The sequence below is a fragment of the Desulfoprunum sp. genome, assembly GCF_053613775.1.
In genome coordinates this window covers 86,651-108,088 of record NZ_JBSHXH010000009.1, presented here as the reverse complement: position 1 = coordinate 108,088, position 21,438 = coordinate 86,651, and the positions used below count along the sequence as shown (strand labels likewise).

The 21,438-nt window shown below is 51.8% G+C and carries 17 protein-coding genes and 5 tRNA genes; 19 read left to right on the top strand and 3 right to left on the bottom strand.

Annotated features, from left to right (window positions below):
* Positions 1-106: 106 nt before the first annotated feature.
* From ACWGKN_RS18505 to ACWGKN_RS18495, 3 genes are all read right to left on the bottom strand, one after another.
* Complete coding sequence (locus ACWGKN_RS18505; RefSeq protein WP_035234248.1) at positions 107-2,062, bottom strand: phosphoenolpyruvate carboxykinase (GTP); 1,956 nt, start codon at positions 2,060-2,062, stop codon at positions 107-109.
* A gap of 425 nt (positions 2,063-2,487) precedes the next feature.
* Positions 2,488-2,673, bottom strand: coding sequence for a hypothetical protein (locus ACWGKN_RS18500; RefSeq protein WP_452095764.1), 186 nt, complete (start codon positions 2,671-2,673; stop codon positions 2,488-2,490).
* Between the two features lie 31 nt (positions 2,674-2,704).
* Positions 2,705-2,791, bottom strand: a tRNA-Leu gene (locus tag ACWGKN_RS18495).
* Between the two features lie 86 nt (positions 2,792-2,877).
* On the opposite strand from ACWGKN_RS18495, the gene ACWGKN_RS18490 reads away from it, so the two are divergent.
* The 19 genes from ACWGKN_RS18490 (at position 2,878) to tuf (ending at position 21,427) form a co-directional block, all read left to right on the top strand.
* Complete coding sequence (locus tag ACWGKN_RS18490; protein ID WP_035234252.1) at positions 2,878-3,849, top strand: bifunctional riboflavin kinase/FAD synthetase; 972 nt, start codon at positions 2,878-2,880, stop codon at positions 3,847-3,849.
* A gap of 237 nt (positions 3,850-4,086) precedes the next feature.
* Entirely contained in the window at positions 4,087-4,716 is a 630-nt protein-coding gene (locus tag ACWGKN_RS18485; RefSeq protein WP_424255460.1) for a tetratricopeptide repeat protein, read from the top strand.
* 33 nt (positions 4,717-4,749) lie between these two features.
* Positions 4,750-5,883 carry a DVU0298 family protein gene (locus tag ACWGKN_RS18480; RefSeq protein ID WP_035234258.1) on the top strand — a complete coding sequence of 378 codons (1,134 nt, stop codon included), beginning with the start codon at positions 4,750-4,752 and terminating at the stop codon, positions 5,881-5,883.
* Complete coding sequence (locus ACWGKN_RS18475; RefSeq protein WP_424255456.1) at positions 5,880-6,479, top strand: tetratricopeptide repeat protein; 600 nt, start codon at positions 5,880-5,882, stop codon at positions 6,477-6,479. Before ACWGKN_RS18480 ends, ACWGKN_RS18475 begins: the two co-directional genes overlap by 4 nt.
* Before the next feature lie 20 nt (positions 6,480-6,499).
* Complete coding sequence (locus ACWGKN_RS18470; protein ID WP_424255454.1) at positions 6,500-7,165, top strand: riboflavin synthase; 666 nt, start codon at positions 6,500-6,502, stop codon at positions 7,163-7,165.
* A 43-nt stretch (positions 7,166-7,208) separates the two neighbouring features.
* Positions 7,209-8,420: a bifunctional 3,4-dihydroxy-2-butanone-4-phosphate synthase/GTP cyclohydrolase II gene (locus ACWGKN_RS18465; RefSeq protein WP_035234263.1), complete on the top strand. Its 1,212-nt coding sequence runs from the start codon at positions 7,209-7,211 to the stop codon at positions 8,418-8,420.
* Between the two features lie 55 nt (positions 8,421-8,475).
* Positions 8,476-8,943 (top strand): 6,7-dimethyl-8-ribityllumazine synthase, encoded by a 468-nt coding sequence (gene ribH, locus ACWGKN_RS18460; protein ID WP_035234265.1) that lies wholly within the window; start codon positions 8,476-8,478, stop codon positions 8,941-8,943.
* A gap of 79 nt (positions 8,944-9,022) precedes the next feature.
* Positions 9,023-9,487: a transcription antitermination factor NusB gene (gene nusB, locus ACWGKN_RS18455; protein ID WP_424255451.1), complete on the top strand. Its 465-nt coding sequence runs from the start codon at positions 9,023-9,025 to the stop codon at positions 9,485-9,487.
* A 104-nt stretch (positions 9,488-9,591) separates the two neighbouring features.
* Complete coding sequence (locus tag ACWGKN_RS18450; protein ID WP_035234268.1) at positions 9,592-11,709, top strand: FtsK/SpoIIIE family DNA translocase; 2,118 nt, start codon at positions 9,592-9,594, stop codon at positions 11,707-11,709.
* A gap of 265 nt (positions 11,710-11,974) precedes the next feature.
* Positions 11,975-12,391 (top strand): adenylyl-sulfate reductase subunit beta, encoded by a 417-nt coding sequence (aprB, locus tag ACWGKN_RS18445; RefSeq protein WP_035234270.1) that lies wholly within the window; start codon positions 11,975-11,977, stop codon positions 12,389-12,391.
* A 60-nt stretch (positions 12,392-12,451) separates the two neighbouring features.
* Complete coding sequence (gene aprA, locus ACWGKN_RS18440) at positions 12,452-14,470, top strand: adenylyl-sulfate reductase subunit alpha (RefSeq protein WP_035234272.1); 2,019 nt, start codon at positions 12,452-12,454, stop codon at positions 14,468-14,470.
* A gap of 258 nt (positions 14,471-14,728) precedes the next feature.
* Positions 14,729-15,988, top strand: coding sequence for an NAD(P)-binding protein (locus ACWGKN_RS18435; protein ID WP_424255448.1), 1,260 nt, complete (start codon positions 14,729-14,731; stop codon positions 15,986-15,988).
* Positions 15,989-15,993: 5 nt separating this feature from the next.
* The gene (locus ACWGKN_RS18430) at positions 15,994-18,255 is read left to right on the top strand and encodes a hydrogenase iron-sulfur subunit (protein WP_035234277.1); all 2,262 of its coding nucleotides are present in this window, start codon (positions 15,994-15,996) and stop codon (positions 18,253-18,255) included.
* Between the two features lie 108 nt (positions 18,256-18,363).
* Positions 18,364-19,554 (top strand): quinone-interacting membrane-bound oxidoreductase complex subunit QmoC, encoded by a 1,191-nt coding sequence (qmoC, locus tag ACWGKN_RS18425; RefSeq protein ID WP_035234279.1) that lies wholly within the window; start codon positions 18,364-18,366, stop codon positions 19,552-19,554.
* A gap of 196 nt (positions 19,555-19,750) precedes the next feature.
* Positions 19,751-19,826: transfer RNA gene (locus ACWGKN_RS18420), tRNA-Thr, on the top strand.
* A 67-nt stretch (positions 19,827-19,893) separates the two neighbouring features.
* Positions 19,894-19,978, top strand: a tRNA-Tyr gene (locus tag ACWGKN_RS18415).
* 28 nt (positions 19,979-20,006) lie between these two features.
* Positions 20,007-20,081, top strand: a tRNA-Gly gene (locus ACWGKN_RS18410).
* Between the two features lie 23 nt (positions 20,082-20,104).
* Positions 20,105-20,180 (top strand) — tRNA-Thr (locus tag ACWGKN_RS18405).
* A gap of 56 nt (positions 20,181-20,236) precedes the next feature.
* Positions 20,237-21,427, top strand: a complete 1,191-nt coding sequence (gene tuf, locus ACWGKN_RS18400; protein WP_424255610.1) for an elongation factor Tu — start codon at positions 20,237-20,239, stop codon at positions 21,425-21,427.
* The last annotated feature ends 11 nt before the right edge of the window (positions 21,428-21,438 follow it).

Sequence of the window (21,438 nt, the reverse complement as noted above, 5' to 3'; positions counted from 1 at the left end):
TGGGGAGACGGGGTCTGTATCCGGAAAGACGGGGAGGTCTGGAGACCGCCCCGAATGCCGTTATCCCGCAAGTCGGCGTTCGGGGCGGGTAGTCGAAGAAGGGGGGTTATGCCAGGGCGTCGACGGGTACGACTGAACCGTATTTCTCTTTCAGTGCGCTCAACTCGTCTTTTTGCCGGGCGTATATTTCAAACAGTTTGGCCGGGATCTCCGCCTCCTTGCTGTAGGCATCGCGCTGCAGGTCGATCCTGGCGATTATCTTGTCGATATAAAGGGAGAATTGCATATTATACAGTTCTTTCGGGTATTCTTTGCCGATGTCTGCGAACAGCGGTTTCAGATCATCGTAGCGTGGCAGAAAGCCGATAGGGGTGGCAATGGCGGTGACATCCCCGTGGGCGAACTTCTCGAGCCATCCCAGCCAGACCTTGACGTCCTTTTTCTCCCCGAGCAGTCCCTTGCCCGGTCCTTGTCGATTTTCGTGGGTCAGGAAATAGTTCAGCCCCGCCATGATGGGCCTGCCGGCATCACTGAATTTCGAAGAATTGAAGAATTGGAACTGGGCGGCCATATAGTCGGCCAGGGCGCCGGGGATAAACGGGGCATTGGCCCAGGGCTGACGGCGGACGCCGGTGGCCCCGACCTCGGTCGCCGTGGCCTTGGAGACGATCGAGGCGCCGATGACGACGCCTTCGTCGGCGTTCCTGGCAACCCATACCGGCGGCATGGTGTCCGAGTCCCTGCCGGAATAGGTGATGACCTTGACGGGTGCTCCCTGCGGGTCTTCGGCAGCCTGGGTGGCGTGGTTGGCGATGGCCGAGGCCAGCAGCGTGCACCGGGAATTCTTGTGCGACAGGGGGACCACATTGCCTTCGTGATCCACTTTGCCTTCATACCACTCGCCCATGAAGTTGGAGCCACTCGCCGGAACCTCTTCCCCGTGGCCTACCCAGTGGGGGACACCGTTTTCATCGACCAGCACATTCGACCAGATGACCTCGGTCCCTTCTCCCCGCAGACAGTCCATCAGGTAGGGGTCGCCTTCCCGATTGACGTCCTCGACGATGCCGAAGATACCCTTTTCCGGGTTGATCGCCCGCAACGTACCGTCATCGGCGATCCAGAACTGGGCCAGGTCGTCACCGACGAAATCGGTTCCGACCATGGCGGTCGTGGTCTTGCCGCAGCCCGAGGGAGCGGCCCCGGCGAAGAAGGTCTTGCGGCCGCCGGGACCGGTCAGGCCGGTGATGAACATATGCTCGGACAGTTGTTCTTCCACTTTGTAATAGGTGACGTAGTCGACGGTGAAGCGATGATTGCCCTTCTTCAGGAGCAGGGTATTGCCGGCATAGGTGCAGAAGGTGGCAAAGGTCGTCATCCAGCTGCGGTCCATGAAGATCCTGGCATTGGGCACGTCCTCGGATCGGTTGGTTCCTTCCGAGTGGAGGTTGGTGTAGAACAGGCCGGCCCGGATGGCCTCGGCATCAAATTCGGCATAACAGTTGCGGTACAGCAGCTCGGCCGAGTGCAGGACATAGGCGGATGAAGATATCTCAATCGCCGGCTGGGCTGCCGCGGCCCCTACCGGCCCCCGGCTGTAGAACCCGATCATCATCACCTTGCCGTTCATGATGTTCCGCATGTATTGCTGGACGTAGGCAAGGGCCTCGGCCCGGAGGATCGTTTTGGCGAGGGAACTCATCTTCTCGCCTTCGTTGATGATATAATAAGTCTGATTGACCAGGCGGGCCTGATCCTCGGGGAGATCGAAATGGATGGTGTGTCCTTTTTTGGCAAGTGGCCGCTCTTCCCCTTTATCCAAGGCATGCTTGCGAATCCACAGGACATCCGTTTCACTGCCGGTGTTGATGAAGACCTTGTCGGGACCGCAGATCGAGATCGCGTTGGCAATCTTGACAAGGGCGTCCTCATTGGTGATTCTGGCCAGTTTGTCTTTGTTCGCCTGGTCAAGTCGTGCATCGAGTAAATTCCTGGCTGCATCAATTGACTTTATGGCCCCGACAGCGGTCAGGATGTCGACACCTTTTTTAAGTTCGAGCATGCTTAACTCCTTGAGAGATTAGAAAATATCTTACGCGAGATCTATCGATGGCAGTCGAGAGAAGAGGCGGTTTGCAGACTGCAGCCATAATAGGTTTTTTTATTTTGCCAGTCAAGGCATAGATAAGGTCTGTTAACCACTGCTGTTTGGCCTTTGCCGGCCTTGAGGCAGAAGACGGGAGTGGACCTCGGATCAATTCAGACGGCAGGGGGTACAATTGTCCCTTGGGTTACGATTGGCAGGGTAGCGGTGTTTGTTGACTTGACAACGGATTAAGAGTATTTTTCATCTCTTGCCGTTGATCCTGGACCGACCAGTTTCTCCATGCCGACGGGTTGTAATATCAGACTGAATTTCCGCTGGGTATGCTGCGTCCTTGACAACCCCTCGCGGTCGGTTTCCGGGGTACCGCATTCGGGTTCGCGCTACAAATTCATTTTGTATTGCTGCAGGTAGAGACCAAAGGTGTTGACGTGAAGGGTGGCGATACCCGGTTTGCCGGGCATCCACATTTCGAGGATAATCAGAAGCGGGGAAAGGGCGGTGTTTTTTCGTCGTGGAACAGCAGAAAATGAAAAAGCCCGCAAACCTTTTTCGGCTGCGGGCTTCATGGACTTCAGGGAACGTCGATGGAACTTAAATTGGTGCCGAAGAGAAGACTCGAACTTCCACGAGGATACCCCCACTAGACCCTGAACCTAGCGCGTCTACCAATTCCGCCACTTCGGCAACGGGGTTGAATATGCTTCCTGGGCCTCCGTTTGTCAAGATTTTCTTGTGACAGGTTAAAAAAAAGAACACCCACATCGAATATTATGCACATATATAGACAGATAGAGGATATTGTCGAACCTTTTGCCGATGTTTGCGTCACCATTGGTAATTTTGACGGTGTCCACCTCGGACACCAGATGCTGTTTGCCGAGGTGGCAAATAAGGCCTACAGAAGAAAAGGTACGAGTCTTGCCATCACCTTCGAACCGCACCCGCTTCGGATCCTGCGTCCTGGCGGTATTAAACTGATCTCCAACTGTGAACAGAAAATCGAACTCATTCAGATGGCCGGCATCGATGCCCTGCTCATCATTCCATTCAACCTCGAGTTTGCTGCGACTTCGGCGGAACATTTCGTCGACGATATTCTCCTCCGGCGGATTGGCATGAAGGAATTGGTTGTGGGGTATGATTACGCCTTCGGCAAGGGTCGGGTCGGAAATATCACATTTCTCCGGGAGAAGGGAAGGCTGAAGGGTTTTCCGGTGACGGTAGTTGAAGCCTACTATCTTGACGGTGTTCTGGTAAGTTCGACGAAGATCCGGCAACTGGTTGCCGAGGGGCGGGTGGAGGAAGCCTGGATACTTCTCGGACGGCCATACCAGATCCGGGGAGAAGTTCAGGTTGGAAAGCAGCGGGGGGGGAAGGAGGTCGGTTTTCCCACGGCCAACCTGCAGGTCGACCCCGAGGATCTGGTGCCGAGGCACGGTGTCTATGTCGCTCAGGTCATCTGCGAGGGAAAGTGCTATGGAGGGGTGCTGAATATCGGCCACAATCCGACCTTCGGTGGCCAGGACCTGGTCGCGGAAACTCATATCTTCGATTTTGATCAGGACATCTACGGTAAGCCAATCAAGATCAATCTATTGAAATTCCTTCGTGGTGAGCACAAATTTTCCAGCGTGGCCGAGCTCGCGTCGCAGATTGGCAGGGATGTCATTTGTGCGAAAACGGTGCTGGCTGATCAGCAGAAGGAACTCATGATCTCCTGCTCGGAGAATAGCCATTCCTGAAGATGGCCCGGCCCTGGCGAGTCGGGTCCAACGGCTATTTTCCCCTTGCAAGTGGGATGAAGCTGTCTATAGTGTACCCGCCTGAAGATGAGGTGATCACTCCACACCTGCCGGCGACTGCTGAATATTTGTGTTACATTAAAACTGCCCTTCATTTCGGTTCGATCTCCCTGATTGCTGCTCGTTTTGTTGTGGCGGATGGTCTAATGATGAGAATATAAACCTTGAGGATAGAGCATGACGGAACAGTTGCGGGAAGATTTGCCAAAGGTTATTGCTGAGTTTGAGAAGAAGTGCCGGGAGAATCCCAATTCGGTCACGGCCTTCCACCATCTCGGTCTGGTTTACATGAAAGCCGGCAGAACGGAACAGGCAATTTCCGCCCTGGAGAAGGCGATCGAGATTGACCCCTTGAATGGGGACGCGATGATCAATCTCGGCGCTATTTACTTCGGACTGGGGAAACTCGACAAGGCACTGGCGCTCAACGAAAAGGCGATCGCAGTTCACCCCGAAGGGGCGCAGGCCTATGCCAATCTAGGGTTGATCAGGCAGCAGCGCAATGAATTGGACCAGGCGCTCGAGGCCTATGAAAAGGCTCTCCAGTATAATCCTCAACTGGCCACCGTGTGGATGAACCTTACTTCTCTTCTGACAATGAAGGGGGAAGACGAGAGGGCCCTCGCCGCCGCACGCAGGGGTTTGGAATTGGAACCCGACTCTCCCCTTGCTCACAACAACCTTGCCGTTGCCCTGTATTTCAGCGGGGAATATGCGACTGCAATGAAACATCTGGAAAAGGCAAAAGAGCTTGGCTATTCCGTTGATCCGAACTTTGCTGCCCGGCTGCGTGAAAAAATGAACTGATCCTGATTGCACAGGATTGGAAAGCGGGAACGTATGGCAAAGGAAAAGTTGAAGAAAAGGCCGTGGTGCCCCTTCTGCGGACAGACGGTCGGACGTCCAACGGAGGCCCCCACCCGCAAGTTGACGGAGTTTCCGGTGGGGACCTGCCAGTGCGGTGCGGTGTATACCTGTGACGCTACCGGACATAATGTAGGGGCGGCGATGGTCGAGGCCCTGGTCTACGCCTGCGGTGACAATTGGGATCTGGCCTGGGAATTGATGCCGGAGGATGACTATCTGACCGGCCGCATCGAAAATTACGACGAGAGCCTGCATCAGGTCGTCGAGATGAAGAATATAGACGGCCGTTATGTACGCGGAGTGTTGTATTTTGTCCGGCTGCACACCGAGATGTCGGAATTGGCCCAACGGCTGAAGGAAAAAAAAGATCACCAGGTTGTCGAGTCTGCACCCATCGGCAAGGGGCGGGTCCCGATAATGGAGGCCGCGCCTGCAAGGGATCGGGTCCGCCGAAAGGCAACGAAACAGGCGGTCAAGGAAATGGTTGATCGGGCTGATATTGATGGCCTGGTAGCGTCATGTTTTGACGACAAGAAAACCCTGCGCCTGATGCAGCGGCTGCTCTATGACCCTGACGAGGAGGAACGATGGCATACCGCCTGGGTGATTGGTCAGGTCAGCGCTCGGGTAGCGAGCCGCGAACCCGGTCAGGTCTCCGAGCTCCTGCACCGCCTTTTCGAGGCCTGTTCCGACTCTGCCGCTACGCCGTGGGGGATGGTCGAGGCCATCGGGTACGTCATTGCCGAGCGGCCGGATATCTTCGGGGCCTTCACCCGGTACCTGCTCCGCTATATCGGCGAGCAATCAACCCAGATGCAGGTTATATGGGCGATGGGCGAGATCGCCCGCACACGGCCGGATCTCATTCGGGATACGCCTTTTTTTAATCTCTTCCATTTCCTGCAGCATCCGGAGCCCCAGGTGCGTGGGCTCATTGCCCGGCTTTTGGGGCGGGTCAAGGCCACGGAGGCCGCTTTGCAGTTGATGGTCCTGCGCGACGATAACGCCGCATTGATCGTCAGGGAAAACGGGAAGGCAAGTACAACGACGGTAGCCGCTGAGGCAGTGAAGGCAATCAGCGCGATCCATGGAGAGAAAACAGCATGACGACAACATTACAAAATATCGATTCCATCGGCCCGCTGGCAGACGGAAACAACACCGAACCTGCCGACCCGGTGCGGGCTGACTATGACGAGGGACGGCGATTTCTCCAGAACGGAGAATACCCTCAGGCGGCCGTCTCGCTGCATAATGCCTTGGTTGGTTTTGACGAAAGAGGGGACGAGGCGGGGATCGCAAATGCCTCAAACCAACTGGGGCATGTCTGCCTGGCGCGGAAGGAGTTCAAGCAGGCGCTGGAGCATTATCAGCGAGCCTGGGGAATTTGCGAGAAGTTGCAGGACCAGATGAGCATGATTGCTCTGCAGAAGAAGTTGATCGAAGTCTTTCGAGGACAAAATAATTACCCGAAGGCTATCGAGACCTGTCTCAACCTGCTCGACAGCTATCATCACAACAATGATCCGCGGGGGACGGTGGAGATACTTGAGGAGATGGCCCTGATCTATCTCGATTCCGGCAACAAGGGAAAAGCGGCCGACGCCTACCGCACCGTGGCCTCGATCCACCGGAATTTTCGACATCACGGCATAGCCGAAAGCTATGAGAAAAAGGCGGAAGATATTGAACGGGCCGCCTGATCAAGACTGGATGTAGAGCGATGTTTACCGGAATAATTGGAGGGACAGGCAGGCTTTTGGGGAAAAGGACAATTGGTGGAGGAGTCGCCTTTGACCTCGAGGCGGGGTTTGCACTCGATGATCCTCAGGAAGGTGAATCCATTGCCATCAATGGAGTGTGCCTGACCGCCTACAACATATCCGGACGTCGTTTCAGCGCCGACGTCTCCCCCGAGACCCTGTCCCGTACCCGATTGGGAGAGTTGAGCAGCGGTGATCTCGTCAATATGGAGAGGGCGCTTCGGCTTTCCGATAGATTGGGTGGACATCTGGTCTCCGGGCATGTCGACTGTGTCGCCGTGGTCAGCAGTCGAAAGCCTCTCGGTGATTATACGATCTTCACCTTTTCATTGCCCAAAGAGCAGAGCCGTTATATTGTCGAGAAGGGGTCAATCGCGATCGATGGGATCAGCCTGACGGTCAATTCCTGTTCTGCAGGACAATTTTCCGTGTCCATCATCCCGCATACCATAAAAATGACGACATTATGTTCGCTGAAGGTTGGGCAACGTGTCAACATTGAAGTGGATATTATCGGCAAGTATGTCGAGAGACTCCTCGGGCCGCAAATCCAACCGTCCGCCGTCGACGGCGGACGGCAAGGCATAGATGCCGCTTTCCTGGCGGAGCATGGGTTTTTCAGGTGAGCCGAAGGTGGGGAATTCAAACTTTTTCTGATGTGTGACTAATATGGCCGTGAGTTCGATTGAGGAAGTGATTCAAGATATAAAGGCCGGGAAGATGATCATCCTGGTTGACGATGAAGACCGTGAAAATGAGGGTGACCTCTGTATGGCGGCCGAGGCCGTAACCGACGAGGCGATCAATTTCATGGCGACGTATGGCCGGGGATTGATTTGCCTGACCCTCAGTCCGGACCTTGTCGACAAGTTGCAGCTGCCGATGATGGTGAGCGATAACAAATCGCCTTACGGTACCGGCTTCACCATCAGTATCGAGGCCAGAACGGGGGTGTCGACCGGAATATCCGCTGCCGACAGAGCCCGCACAGTCCAGGTGGCGGTGGCAAAAGACGCCAAGCCGGGCGACCTGGTGAGCCCCGGGCATATCTTTCCACTGCGGGCCAAGCAGGGTGGGGTACTGGTGCGGACCGGGCAAACGGAGGGTTCCGTCGATCTCGCCCGACTCGCCGGCATGACCACGGCTGGCGTTATCTGTGAAATAATGAACGATGACGGGACGATGTCACGGATGCCCGATCTTGAGAAATTCGCAGCCAAGCATGGTCTGAAGATCGCGACGATAGCCGATCTCGTCGCCTATCGATTGCGGCAGGATGTGCTTGTCCACCGGGCGGCGGAGGCACGGTTGCCGACCGAGCATGCCGGGGATTTCACTGCGATCGTCTATACCAACGATGTCGACCAGCACCACCACATCGCCCTGGTCAAAGGGGATATCTCGAAGGCCGACCGAGTCCTGGTGCGGGTTCATTCCGAGTGTTTGACCGGTGACGTGTTCGGGTCTTCGCGCTGTGACTGCGGGGTCCAGTTGAGTGCGGCGATGAGGATGATCGACCAGGAGGGATGCGGAGTTCTCGTCTACATGCGACAGGAAGGGAGAGGGATCGGACTCATCAATAAGCTGAAGGCCTATTATCTGCAGGACAGCCAGGGGATGGATACCGTCGAGGCCAACCTCAAACTGGGATTCAAGGCCGATTTGCGGGACTATGGCATCGGGGCCCAGATCCTCAGGGACCTCGGGGTGAAAAAGATGGCGTTATTGACCAACAACCCCAAAAAGATAATCGGCCTGGAGGGTTATGGCATCGAGGTGGTTGCTCGATATCCAATCGAAATACTGTCAAATCCCGAAAACAAGGAATATTTGCAGTGCAAGCGTGATAGAATGGGCCACCTGTTTGAGGTACTTGAATAGTTTTGAGGTACTGCTGTGGGCGATGAGCGCTGTTTGAAAATTTCTGGTGAGAATAATGGCAAATTTTATTGAAGGGAATTTGAAGGCGGATGGCAGGAAATTCGGGATCGTGGTTGCCCGTTTCAATTCCTTTATATCTGAAAAGCTTCTCGAGGGGGCTCTTGATACCCTCCAACGTTCCGGGGCCCAAGCCTCGGACATTGATGTCGTGCGGGTCCCGGGCGCATTTGAGATTCCCCTGATCGCCAAAAAACTGGCCGGATCGCAGAAGTACGACGCGATCATCTGTCTGGGGGTAGTCATTCGCGGGGCGACGCCTCATTTCGATGTGGTCGTCAACGAGGTTTCCAAGGGGTCCGCCCAGGTTGGTCTCGAGACAGGGGTGCCGGTCCTCTTCGGGGTATTGACTACCGAAACGATAGAACAGGCGATCGAACGCAGCGGCACCAAGGCTGGAAACAAGGGGGCGGATGTCGCGGTTGCAGCGATCGAGATGGCCAACCTGATTTCCAACCTTCTGTAATCACTCCGCTCTATTTGAGATCGGATCTTCTCTTCCATCGGCATCAATTGGTCTTGCTCGGCGTTGGATTTTCGATGCCATGCCAGTTTTGATGCCTCGCCTTCGTCGTTCATTATTTATGGGAATTCGCCGACAATCTCGTGAGGCCGCACTCCAGTATCTCTTTCAGGAGGACTTTTCCGAACCGGCTGAACTGGAACGGGAAGACTTGGCTGATCGATTCGCGCTTTTTTGTGGACTTTTTAATGTCAGCAAAAAGGGTCGTTCGTATGCCCTGGAATTATTGCGATTATCCTTCGCCAACCGTGAAAGGATCGATGATCTGATAAAGCAGGCTGCTGTCAATTGGAGATTGTCGAGGATTGCCGTAGCCGAGAGGAACATTCTCAGGCTGGCTGTATGCGAGATGCTCTATATCGAAGATGTGCCGGATGAAGTTGCTATCAACGAAGCCGTCGAGATAGCAAAACGTTTTGGTGGCGATGACTCCCCCTCATTTGTCAACGGTGTTCTTGATGCAGTGAGAAAAATCCTCCGCGGGTGAAGTTTCGCATGCCACCCCGACTTGCATTTTCTGCATACTCCCGTTATATCAATTAGATAATCGATCAGGAGTCAAGGAACGTTATTCGGAGTACGGCGCTGTTTATGGTATCACCTTCAGAAAAACCACAGCCTGGATTCAAACAGGAAACGCTTGCCCTGCTCGGCGTTTTTGGTTCACTTTTCCTGCTCCTCAGTATTCTCTCCCGCACTCTCAACAATGAGGAGAACTGGTGTGGAGAGATTGGTGCAACAATCTCCCGGACCCTTCTCGGACTCACTGGTTGGGGAGCCTATTACATCGTCATTCTGCTGTTCCTTTTCGCTCTCCATCTTTTCAGGCCAAAAATCACCGTAACACGCCTGCTTGAGGTCATGTTCGGGCTAGCGCTAGCCTTGACCGCCTTTTGTGGTTTGCTGTCGTCGCTTGCATTAAAAAATCTCCTGCTCATCGAATCCGGAGGTCTGCTTGGGACCTGGATATTCCTATTTTTTCAATCGATGATTGGTGGACCGGGGACAATCCTTTTTCTCGCTCTCGTCCTTCTCCTCTCGATGATGCTCGCCACCCGGTTTTCGCCATATTGTTTTCTTACGGAATTATGGCAGGTTATGGTTAATGTGCCCCGTCGACCGGTGGTGAGGGATGAAACCGACAGCGACGTCCAGCCGATGATATCACGCAACCGTCGAAGCAAGGGTGGCGCTGTCGAACACCCGCCACAGGATTCAGGTGCTGTGCCATTGGTCAAGGAAGTACCCAAGCCTCTGGAAGTTAAGATCGCAGAAGAAAAAAATACGCACCGATCACAGACCCGCGGGGAATGGCAACTTCCTCCACTGACACTGCTGGATGCTAATCCGCAGATTCAGGAAAAGGTGGGGAAAGATACCTATTATATGATATCTCAGCAGCTTGAAGAACAACTGGGCAATTTCGGGGTATCCGGCAAGGTCATTGGTATATCTCCAGGTCCGGTGGTAACGACTTACGAATATTCCCCCGCCCCAGGGGTAAAAATTAACAAAATAGTTGGCTTAGCAGATGATCTCGCCTTGGGTCTGCGGGCAAAATCGGTTCGGGTGGTTGGGTCGGTACCGGGAAAAGCCGCATTAGGTATTGAAATTCCGAATGAAAAGAGACAGATTGTCTATATTCGAGACCTGATAGGGGCGGAGGCGTATCGACACAACTCCGGCAAACTGAGTATTGCTCTCGGGCTCGACGTCGTTGGAAATCTAGTCATGGACAACCTGGCAAAGATGCCACATCTGCTGATTGCCGGGGCAACCGGTGCCGGTAAGAGTGTCGGCATCAATACGATCATCGCCTCCATTCTCTTTAATGCAACTCCGGCGGAGGTGCGCTTCCTGATGATAGATCCAAAGAGGATTGAGTTGTCAGGATATGAAGGCATTCCTCATCTGTTGCATCCGGTGGTGGTTGATCCGCGGTTGGCGTCAAGGGCGTTGAACTGGGCAGTGAGGGAGATGGAACGGCGGTATCGTCTGCTTGAAGAAGCCAAAGTCAAGAATTTTGATTCGTATAACAAGCAGGCTACTGAAAAGATACCTTATATCGTCGTTATCGTTGATGAGCTCGCTGATTTGATGATGGTCGCGTCAAAAGACGTCGAAACGGCGATTGCCCGCCTCGCTCAAATGGCGCGAGCGGCAGGCATACATTTGATCCTTGCCACTCAGCGACCCTCAGTTGACGTTTTGACGGGATTGATCAAGGCCAATTTTCCAACCAGGATCTCGTTCAAGGTGTCGTCGAAGATCGATTCGCGCACTATCCTCGACGCATCGGGGGCTGAACACCTTCTCGGTGCGGGAGATATGCTTTTTCTCGCCCCGGGAACCTCCAGCGCCAAAAGAATTCACGGCGCGTACATATCGGAAGCTGAAACGACAAAAGTGGTCGAATTTTTGAAGAATCAGGGTGGATTTGTCTATGACGAGTCGATACTCGATGAAATTGAAGCAGAAGATGGGGGCAGGGGTGACGATGATCCTCCGGAACATGATGAGCGTTACGACGAAGCCGTTGCGATTGTAACTGAATCCGGTCAAGCGTCAATTTCAATGCTGCAGAGAAGGCTACGGGTTGGATACAATCGAGCTGCACGGATGATTGAGGCCATGGAACAGGAGGGAGTCATCGGGCCGGCGGATGGTTCCAAGGCGCGGGAAGTATTGGTGCGAAACGATTACACATAGTGTGTTAGCTGCGGTGTTTGTTGAAATTATCTTGACAATTACAGGGCAACAATATATAAAAAAGTTCTTGGAAAATGAGTAATCATTCATTTATACCACATGACTTTTCTGGTTGAAATTACTTCACGGTGTCAATTGGTGGTTGGGCAGATTATCTGGCTGATTACCAGGTTGTAGTTTTGCAGTGACTCGGATTGAGTACAGGTAAAGTGGGTCCTGCATGTGCAGGATCACAACAGTGAAAACAAACTGAGGAGGTAGTTTAATGCCAAGTTATGTAGATCCTTCCAAATGTGATGGCTGCAAAGGTGGAGACAAGACCGCATGCATGTACATCTGTCCCAATGACCTCATGGTCCTTGAGAAAGCAGAGATGAGGGCTTACAACCAAGAGCCTGATGCATGTTGGGAGTGTTACTCCTGTGTCAAGATCTGTCCGCAGGGTGCAATTTTTGTTCGTGGTTATGACGACTTTGTCCCGATGGGTGGCCAGGTGCATCCGATGCGTAGTGCCGATTCCATCATGTGGACAGTCAAATTCCGTAATGGGAACATCAAACGTTTCAAATTCCCTGTTCGTACCACCGCTGAGGGTGCCGCCAATGCTTATGTAGGACAGATGGGCGGCAGTCTGGATGATGAATGTCTGCTTCTCGAGGGTAACCTTCCTACCCCTAAATAATATCGGTTAGGATAGAGTTCGAAATTCCAACATAATCTTTAGTATATAGGAGATGTAGATATGGCATTGCCAAATAAACCCAAAGGTGAAATTCCTGCCGTAGTGGATCCGCAGATCGTTGAGCATGATGTGGATATTCTGATCGTCGGTGGCGGTATGGCTGCTTGTGGTGCTGCTTTCGAGGTTAAGAAGTGGGCGCCGGCCGACATGAAGATCGTTCTGGTAGACAAGGCTGCTCTCGAGCGTTCTGGTGCTGTTGCCCAGGGCCTCTCTGCAATCAATACCTATATTGGCAGCAACCCGATTGAAAGTTATGTCAAGATGGTCCGGAACGACTTGATGGGCGTTATTCGTGAAGACCTCGTATATGACTGCGGCCGCCACGTAGACGAGTCTGTTAAGTTGTTCGAAGAGTGGGGTCTTCCAATCTGGAAGAAGGACGCCAATGGTGAGACTCTTGACGGCGCCAAGCCGGCACCGACCCTGCGTGAGGGTGGCGAGCCGGTTCGAACCGGTAAATGGCAGATCATGATCAACGGTGAGTCCTATAAATGCATCGTTGCAGAGCCCGCCAAGACCGCTCTGGGCGCTGACAATATTCTCGAGCGTATCTTTATCGTCAAGCTGCTTCTTGACAAAAACAAACCAAACCAGATTGCCGGTGCGGTTGGTTTCTCTACCCGTGAAAACGCCGTACACATCTTCCGTTGCAAGGCTTGCTGCATAGCTTGCGGCGGTGCAGTAAACATCTTCCGTCCCCGGTCTACCGGTGAAGGCAAGGGCCGTGCATGGTACCCGGTATGGAACGCAGGTTCCACCTATACCCTGGCCGCTCAGGTCGGCGCTACACTGACCATGATGGAAAACCGTTTCACCCCGTCTCGTTTCAAAGATGGCTATGGCCCGGTTGGCGCATGGTTCCTGCTGTTCAAGGCCAAGGTACAGAATGGCCTGGGCGAGTTCTATGCCAATAGCGACTCCGTCAAGGACGAACTGGCCAAGTTCATGCCGTACGGTCAGTCTCCCGTTACCCCGACCTGTCTGCGTAACCACCTGATGCTCAACGAGCTGAAGGCTGGACGTGGCCCGATCTACATGGCTACCGATGTCGCCCTCAATGCCTTCCTTGAGGATCGTCGTGCCAAGGGTATGGACGAGAAAGCAGTTCAGAAGTACTGGAAGCACCTCGAGTCTGAGGCATGGGAAGACTTCCTTGACATGTCTTGTGGCCAGGCCGGTCTGTGGGCCGGTATGAACATCGAGCCTGAGAAGATCGGATCTGAGATCATGCCGACCGAGCCCTACATGCTTGGATCTCACTCCGGTTGCTGCGGTATCTGGACCTCCGGACCGGAAGAATCATGGGTACCGGACATTCAGAATCCGTCCCGTGCACACAAGTTTAAATGGGGTTACAACCGCATGACCACTGTTGACGGTCTCTTCACCGCTGGTGATGGCGTCGGCGCATCCGGTCATAAGTTCAGCTCCGGTTCTCATGCAGAGGGCCGTATCGCTGCCAAGCAGATGGTAAAATTCGTTCGTGACAACGCCAGCTTCAAACCTGAACTGAAACAGACCGCCAAAGAACTGGCTGATGAGATCTATGCACCGGTACGGCGCTATGTGGAATTCGTCGGTGCCTCTACTGCTGCCGATGTTAATCCCAATTACTGCAAGCCTTCTGGCTTGATGATGCGTCTGATGAAGGCCACCGATGAGTATGGTGGTGGTGTCGCTACCTACTATATGACCTCAGGGAAGCTGCTTAACATCTGCCTTGATCTGCTCAAGCTGCTCCGCGAGGATTCTGAGAAGATGGCTGCCGGTGATCTCCATGAGTTGCTCCGCTGCTGGGAGAATTACCACCGCATCTGGTGTGTTGAGTCCCATATCCGTCATATCGAGTTCCGTAAGGAATCACGTTACCCAGGATTCTATTACAGGTCGGATTTCCCCACCTGTGATGACGAGAACTGGAAGTGTTTCGTCAACTCCACCTTCAATCCGGATACCCAGGAATGGAAGGTCGAGAAGGTTCAAAATGTGAACATTATCGCAACCGATCCGTGGCTGTAATTAACAGCTCATTGATGTAGTCGTTTGAAGTAAAAATCTCCAGGAGTCATTGATTCCTGGAGATTTTTATTATGTAGCCTTTTATTTTATATCGGTTGGAGAAATATCTAGGTTCTCAATCCGATATAGGATAAAAGGTTGTTTGTGTGATGAAATTCCAGGCCAACAGTTGATATGTTTTTCTCACTGCTCGATGGTTGGGTGATGTTAGAGGCATGTCGATAGTACATATTTTAAGTGAAATCAATGGAGGACAGTATGACTGACGAGCAAGGCACCTCCGGTGCAATTTTGGTCGTAGGCGGAGGTATCAGTGGGCTGACTGCAGCCCTGGAAGCCGCTGAGGTCGGGAATGACGTGGTATTGATAGAAAAGGGAGCAAGTTTTGGCGGACGTGTTGCCCAGTTGAACAAATATTTTCCGAAACTTTGTCCTCCAAGTTGTGGGCTGGAGATTAATTTCAAGAGGATAAAGGCCAACAGGCGAATTAGAACCTACACCATGACTACGGTGAAGTCGGTTGCCGGTGGTCCTGGAAATTACGAAGTTACTCTAGAAATTGCGCCACGCTATGTGAACAGCAACTGTACTGCCTGTGGCGATTGCGCTGCTGCCTGCCCGGATGAAATCCCAAATGCGTTCAACTTTGGAATGGATATGTGCAAAGCTGCGTATCTACCGCACGAGATGGCCTTTCCAAGACGTTATGTTATCGAGAAAGCATCATTATCCACGGTTGGCGCAGATGCGGTGAAGAGCGCATGCAAATATGATGCTGTCGATCTCGATATGAAGACTGAATCGATCAAAATCCAGGTATCTTCAATTATCTGGGCTACTGGTTGGGCGCCTTACGATGCCAAAAAGATAGATAATCTGAAATTCGGAACATCTGACGCTATTATCACCAATATGATGATGGAACGGATGGCCTCTGCCAATGGACCCACCAAAGGTGTTATCAATCGTCCCGGTGATGGGAAGGCGATAGATTCCATCGCCTTTGTCCAGTGCGCTGGGTCGCGTGATGAGAATCATCTGGAATACTGTTCACATATCTGTTGTATGGCGACCTTCAAACAGATGTCCTATGTCAGAGAGCAATATCCTGATGCAAAGATCTATGTATTCTATATCGACCTTCGTACCCCGGGGAAATACGAAAAGTTCCGTGAAGAAAGAATGAGCGACGCGAATGCCCTTTTCATCAAGGGGAAAGTGGCCCAGATCAATTCCGAGTCAGACGGCGGCGTCACTGTGGTCGCCGAGAACGCAGTTACCGGAGCAAAAATATCGCAAAAGGTGGACATGGTCGTTCTGGCAACAGGCATGCAGCCAGAACTCGCGGTTCAGGGTGCTCCGATTGCAATGAATCTCGATAGCAGTGGTTTTGTCATTTCTGATCTGGATAAGGCCATTATTGCAGCTGGTTGTGCCAAAAAAGCTGCTGATGTCGTGACAACTACTCAATCATCCACCGCAGCCGCTCTCAAGGCCATTCAGGTTTCCAGGAGGTAAAATAAATGTCAAAAAAATATTGTGCATATTTGTGTTCAGGTTGCGGGATAGGAGATGCTCTTGATCTCGATGAACTCAATGGAGTTGTTACGAAAGAGATGTCGATGGAATGCAAGGTCCATTCTTGCATGTGCAGCGCCGATGGGCGTGGCCTTATCCAGAAAGATATCGAAGAAGGTTTGAATACTATCGTCATCGGGGCTTGCTCTCCGCGGGTAATGACCAAAGAGTTTGATTTTGGAGAAGACAAGATCGTTGTCAGAGCAAATCTTCGAGAACAAGTCATATGGTCGGAAGTCAAACCGGTAGAAGGGCAGGAACCTCACAAGGAAGCTGCAGCCTTTCTACAGGAAACTGCTGCTGATTACATGCGCATGGCCTGTACCCGGGCAAAGAAGACTGAACTTCCAGTGCCGTACCAGCTTGAGGCCGTAAACAAAACGATCATGGTTATGGGCGGAGGTATCGCCGGATTGACGGCCGCTTCCGAGGCCTCGGCCGCAGGATATCAAGTCTTACTCGTTGAAAAAGAAGATAAACTTGGCGGGAAGGCAGCTGGTTGGAGAAAATCATTCCCAACGAAGGCCCCGTGGACTGACCTTGAGGATAATCCTGTAGATGCGCTTATTAAAAAGGTGACCTCAGACGGCAATATTTCCATTAAAACAGGGGTTGAGGTCGCTCGGATTGGAGGAGCGCCAGGAAACTTTGCAGTTTCATTCAAACCAACGGGGACAAAAAGTGAGTGGGATGCGCCAGCAAAAGTTGGGGTCGATGAGCAGGACCTCATTGATAAGGGCCAGAAAGAGGATCCCAACGCAGGTTTGCAGAAATATACCGAAGTAAACCCTGAAGCTACGATTGTGGGATCGGTTGTGCTCGCAACTGGCTGGAAACCAGCTGATGTTTCCAAGTATGAGCATCTTGGCTATGGCGCCGTGAAAAATGTGGTAACCAATGTCGAATTCGAAGAGTTGGCCAAAGCTGGTAAGGTTCCAGCCAATGTTGCATTCATCCAGAGTCCGGGGGGAGCAGAGGATGACAAAGATTTTCCGTACTGTAATTCCGTGACTTCGATGGTTGCTCTCAAGCAGGCACAGTATGTCTGCTCCGACAATCAGGATGGGAAAGCGTATATTCTTTATCAGCATATGCGGACGCCCGGACATATGGAGCTTTTCTACAAGAGTGCACAACAGAACAATGGCATTTTCATGACCAAAGCCAGTGTCACCAAGGTCGAGGAAAAAGCAGGAAAATTGTCGGTTGTAGCAGAAAATACCCTTCTTGGCGAAAATCTCGTTCTGGATGTTGATATGGTTGTCCTTGCAGCCGGCATGGAACCGTCAACACTTTATGAAAGTACTATCAATTTAGCTTACCGCCAGGGCCCGGCATTCTCTGACCTTGAGTTGTTTGATGGATATGCGGATTCGCATTTCATCTGTTTTCCTTATGAAACACGTCGTACAGGTATATACACCTGTGGTGGTGTGCGGAAGGCAGAAACTATAGAAGAAACCATTGATGACGCGACCGGAGCTGCATTGAAAGCAATACAGTGCCTTGAGTCAACTGATCGAGGTGTTTCTGTTCACCCACGTTCGGGTGATGCAACGTATCCTGAATTTTTCATGCAACGTTGTACACAGTGTAAACGGTGCACTGAAGAGTGCCCGTTCGGTGCACTGGATGATGACGCGAAAGGCACACCGCTACCGAATCCAACCCGGTGCAGGCGTTGCGGTACCTGTATGGGTGCATGTCCTGAAAGGATCATCGGGTTTAAGGATTACAATATCGATCTGATCGGTTCCATGGTAAAGGCAATAGAGGTTCCGGAGGATGACGAGGATCGACTGAGAATTATCGTTTTTGCTTGTGAAAATGATGCATATCCTGCGCTTGACATGTCTGGTATGAAGCGTAACGGAATAAATCACATGGTCCGGATAATCCCTGTTCGCTGCCTCGGCTCTGTCAATATGGCTTGGATCCGTGATGCCCTGTCAGCCGGTATGGATGGTGCCATGCTCCTTGGTTGTACATATGGCGACAACTATCAGTGTCATTTCGTCAAAGGTTCTGAAATTGCAAACAAACGTATGGAAAATATCGGGGACACATTATCGAGTTTGGGTCTTGAATCCGAAAGGTGTGCAGCAGAACAGGTTGCCATCACCGATTATGACAAGATCCCAATGATACTCAATGATTTTGTCGATCAAATTGTTGAGATGGGTCCGAACCCATTCAAGGGTTTCTAATAACGTCCACGTTGCATGCCAGTTTGCCATTAAGGAAAATTCGCATGCAGCTTGGTTTTGTTTTCGTGATTATTAATTCTGGGTTTGATGAATCTCAGGAGGAAAAGAATGAATGTTCAACCCGATCTTGAATTTATAAAATATTTACAGAGCGCGGGAGGAGACACTGTCAAAAAGTGCTATCAATGCGCAACATGTTCAGTTGTCTGTCCACTTTCAAAAGATGACAAACCTTTTCCGCGGAAGGAGATGATCTGGTCGCAATGGGGGCTCAAGGATAATCTCGTAGCTGATCCAGATATTTTCCTTTGCCATCAATGTGGGGATTGTTCCGCGTATTGTCCTCGAGGGGCAAAACCAGGCGATGTTCTCGGTGCTATCCGTGCCTATGCGTATACCTTTTATGGATGGCCGAGCGGGTTGGCAAAACTTGCGACCAGTGCCAAGAATTTGCCATTGCTGATTGGTATTCCTGCGGCCATTATTTTTGTAATGTGGATGCTTTCCGGAGCCATGCATATCCCGACCAAAGAACATTTTGCCAGCCATGGCTATCAACAGTTTTTTGGTACCTGGGATTTCAAATGGTATGCAAAGAATATCTTTTTTATCGTCTTGTTTATGGTTCCAGCTGCTGGCTTAGCAGTCTTCTCGGCATTCATGGGTGTAACCAAGCTGTGGAGGACAATGGCTGCCAATGCTGGGGTTAATCCAAATTTTCGCCCGTCAGTCGGTCAATTTTTGTCCAATTTTCTTTGGCCATCAATTGTTGAAATAATTAAGCATAGTCGCTTTCGTGAATGTAAGGTCAATATCGATAGAGTGAGGGGACATCTTCCCATCATGTTGGCTTTTATCGGTCTCTTCATCACCACGTGCTGGTCGTTATTGAAAAATGATGTGCTAGGGTTGTTCTGGCCATCGCTGCACGGTCCATTGCCGATTTATGATCCGATTAAAATTATGGCCAATGTGTCAGCAATAGCCCTCATCTTCGGTGCGTACGTGCTCTGGACCAATCGCTCCAGGTCTGAAAGTGAAGGGACCAGCACTGGAACCTTTTATGATTGGTTTCTCATCTGGGAGATCATGGCAGTTGGAGTAACAGGATTCAGTGCAGAGATCCTTCGTTGGTTGGGCTTGCCAACTATTGGATATGTTGTATATTTTTTGCATTTAGTATCTGTCATGATGCTTTTTCTCTATATGCCCTATACCAAATTTGCCCATATAGTGTACAGGACAACAGCACTTGCATTTGAGAGATATCGAGAGAGTTCGTTTGCAATGCAAAAATAGTTACTTAAACGTTCTCTAAGGTCCAGTGGAAAAGCCGAAGCAATAAATTGTTTCGGCTTTTCTTTGTCTTTATGATATCAATGATTATCATTCGTCGACAATGATTCTCGTCGCTATGGAAATCAAAATCGTTGGAAATGGTTTTAAAACGTCTTGAAAAATACGAACGGTCTGGGTATAATGCTCTGTTTCATGAGCTGGCGTAGCTCAATTGGCAGAGCAGCTGATTTGTAATCAGCAGGTTGCGGGTTCAATTCCCATCGCCAGCTCCAAAAATAAGACTTTACAAAAGAGATCTGAAGAGATAATGAGAAGCTGCCTTTTTCGGGCAGATCTTTTGGAGGGGTTCCCGAGTGGTTAAAGGGAACAGACTGTAAATCTGTCGGCAGCGCCTTCGGAGGTTCGAATCCTCCCCCCTCCACCATTACTCTCTCATGATGTGCAAATACTGGGCGGGAATAGCTCAATGGTAGAGCATCAGCCTTCCAAGCTGAGGGTTGCGGGTTCGAGTCTCGTTTCCCGCTCCATTTTTTGCTCTCTTTGTTCAGGCGCCCACGTAGCTCAGATGGTAGAGCGCATCCTTGGTAAGGATGAGGTCACCGGTTCGATTCCGGTCGTGGGCTCCATTTAGAGAAAGTAGAAAAATAATAAAATATTTTAAGGGCCTGAGGAGACAAGGAACATGTCAAAGGAAAAATTTCAAAGGACAAAACCGCATGTCAATGTTGGAACGGTAGGTCATATTGATCATGGCAAGACTACTTTGACTGCAGCTATCACCCGGGTGTTGTCGACAAAAGGAATGGCGAAGTTCACGGACTTCAGCGAGATAGATAAGGCGCCGGAGGAGAAGGAGCGTGGTATCACGATCGCCACCGCCCATGTCGAGTACGAGACAACCAAGAGGCACTATGCCCATGTGGACTGTCCCGGCCACGCCGACTATATCAAGAACATGATCACCGGTGCGGCGCAGATGGACGGCGCGATTCTGGTGGTTGCGGCCACCGACGGGGCCATGCCCCAGACCCGTGAGCACATCCTCCTTGCTCGGCAGGTTGGTGTTCCGGCGATCGTGGTGTTCCTGAACAAGTGCGATATGGTCGATGACGAGGAACTGATCGAGCTGGTCGAGATGGAGCTACGAGAACTGCTCGATAAGTATGAATTTCCCGGCGACGAAGTCCCGTTTGTCAAGGGTTCGGCGTTGAAGGCGCTGGAGAATCCGGAAGACGAGGCATCGGCGAAGTGCATCTGGGAGTTGATGGAGGCGATTGACACCTATATTCCTGAGCCAGAGCGTGACATCGCCAAGCCGTTCCTGATGCCGATCGAAGACGTGTTTTCGATCTCCGGCCGGGGGACGGTTGCCACCGGAAGGATTGAGCGTGGTGTGATCAAGGTCGGCGAAGAGGTTGAGATCGTCGGTATCAAGCCGACGGTGAAGACGACGGTAACCGGAGTCGAGATGTTCCGCAAACTGCTCGATGAGGGTCAGGCCGGAGATAACATCGGGGCGTTGCTGCGAGGGGTGAAGCGGGATGAGATCGAGCGGGGTCAGGTACTGGCCGCGCCGAAGTCAATCACCCCGCACACGAAGTTCAAGGCTGAGTGCTATATTCTCGGCAAGGATGAGGGTGGGCGTCATACGCCGTTTTTCAATGGCTACCGGCCGCAGTTCTATTTTCGGACGACGGATGTTACCGGTGTCGTGACCTTGCCTGAGGGAGTGGAGATGGTCATGCCCGGCGACAATATATCGGTTGAGGCCGAGTTGATCACCCCGATTGCGATGGATGCCGGTTTGCGATTTGCAATCCGCGAGGGTGGCCGTACGGTCGGTGCTGGCGTTATCAGTGAAATAGTAGCCTAGTTTCTCAAGTT

Bases quoted from the DNA above. Each gene is read 5' to 3' on its own strand.
- ACWGKN_RS18505 (WP_035234248.1), bottom strand. From the start codon at position 2,062: ATGCTCGAACTTAAAAAAGGTGTCGACATCCTGACCGCTGTCGGGGCC.
- ACWGKN_RS18500 (WP_452095764.1), bottom strand. From the start codon at position 2,673: ATGAAGCCCGCAGCCGAAAAAGGTTTGCGGGCTTTTTCATTTTCTGCT.
- ACWGKN_RS18490 (WP_035234252.1), top strand. From the start codon at position 2,878: ATGCACATATATAGACAGATAGAGGATATTGTCGAACCTTTTGCCGAT.
- ACWGKN_RS18485 (WP_424255460.1), top strand. From the start codon at position 4,087: ATGACGGAACAGTTGCGGGAAGATTTGCCAAAGGTTATTGCTGAGTTT.
- ACWGKN_RS18480 (WP_035234258.1), top strand. From the start codon at position 4,750: ATGGCAAAGGAAAAGTTGAAGAAAAGGCCGTGGTGCCCCTTCTGCGGA.
- ACWGKN_RS18475 (WP_424255456.1), top strand. From the start codon at position 5,880: ATGACGACAACATTACAAAATATCGATTCCATCGGCCCGCTGGCAGAC.
- ACWGKN_RS18470 (WP_424255454.1), top strand. From the start codon at position 6,500: ATGTTTACCGGAATAATTGGAGGGACAGGCAGGCTTTTGGGGAAAAGG.
- ACWGKN_RS18465 (WP_035234263.1), top strand. From the start codon at position 7,209: ATGGCCGTGAGTTCGATTGAGGAAGTGATTCAAGATATAAAGGCCGGG.
- ribH (WP_035234265.1), top strand. From the start codon at position 8,476: ATGGCAAATTTTATTGAAGGGAATTTGAAGGCGGATGGCAGGAAATTC.
- nusB (WP_424255451.1), top strand. From the start codon at position 9,023: ATGCCAGTTTTGATGCCTCGCCTTCGTCGTTCATTATTTATGGGAATT.
- ACWGKN_RS18450 (WP_035234268.1), top strand. From the start codon at position 9,592: ATGGTATCACCTTCAGAAAAACCACAGCCTGGATTCAAACAGGAAACG.
- aprB (WP_035234270.1), top strand. From the start codon at position 11,975: ATGCCAAGTTATGTAGATCCTTCCAAATGTGATGGCTGCAAAGGTGGA.
- aprA (WP_035234272.1), top strand. From the start codon at position 12,452: ATGGCATTGCCAAATAAACCCAAAGGTGAAATTCCTGCCGTAGTGGAT.
- ACWGKN_RS18435 (WP_424255448.1), top strand. From the start codon at position 14,729: ATGACTGACGAGCAAGGCACCTCCGGTGCAATTTTGGTCGTAGGCGGA.
- ACWGKN_RS18430 (WP_035234277.1), top strand. From the start codon at position 15,994: ATGTCAAAAAAATATTGTGCATATTTGTGTTCAGGTTGCGGGATAGGA.
- qmoC (WP_035234279.1), top strand. From the start codon at position 18,364: ATGAATGTTCAACCCGATCTTGAATTTATAAAATATTTACAGAGCGCG.
- tuf (WP_424255610.1), top strand. From the start codon at position 20,237: ATGTCAAAGGAAAAATTTCAAAGGACAAAACCGCATGTCAATGTTGGA.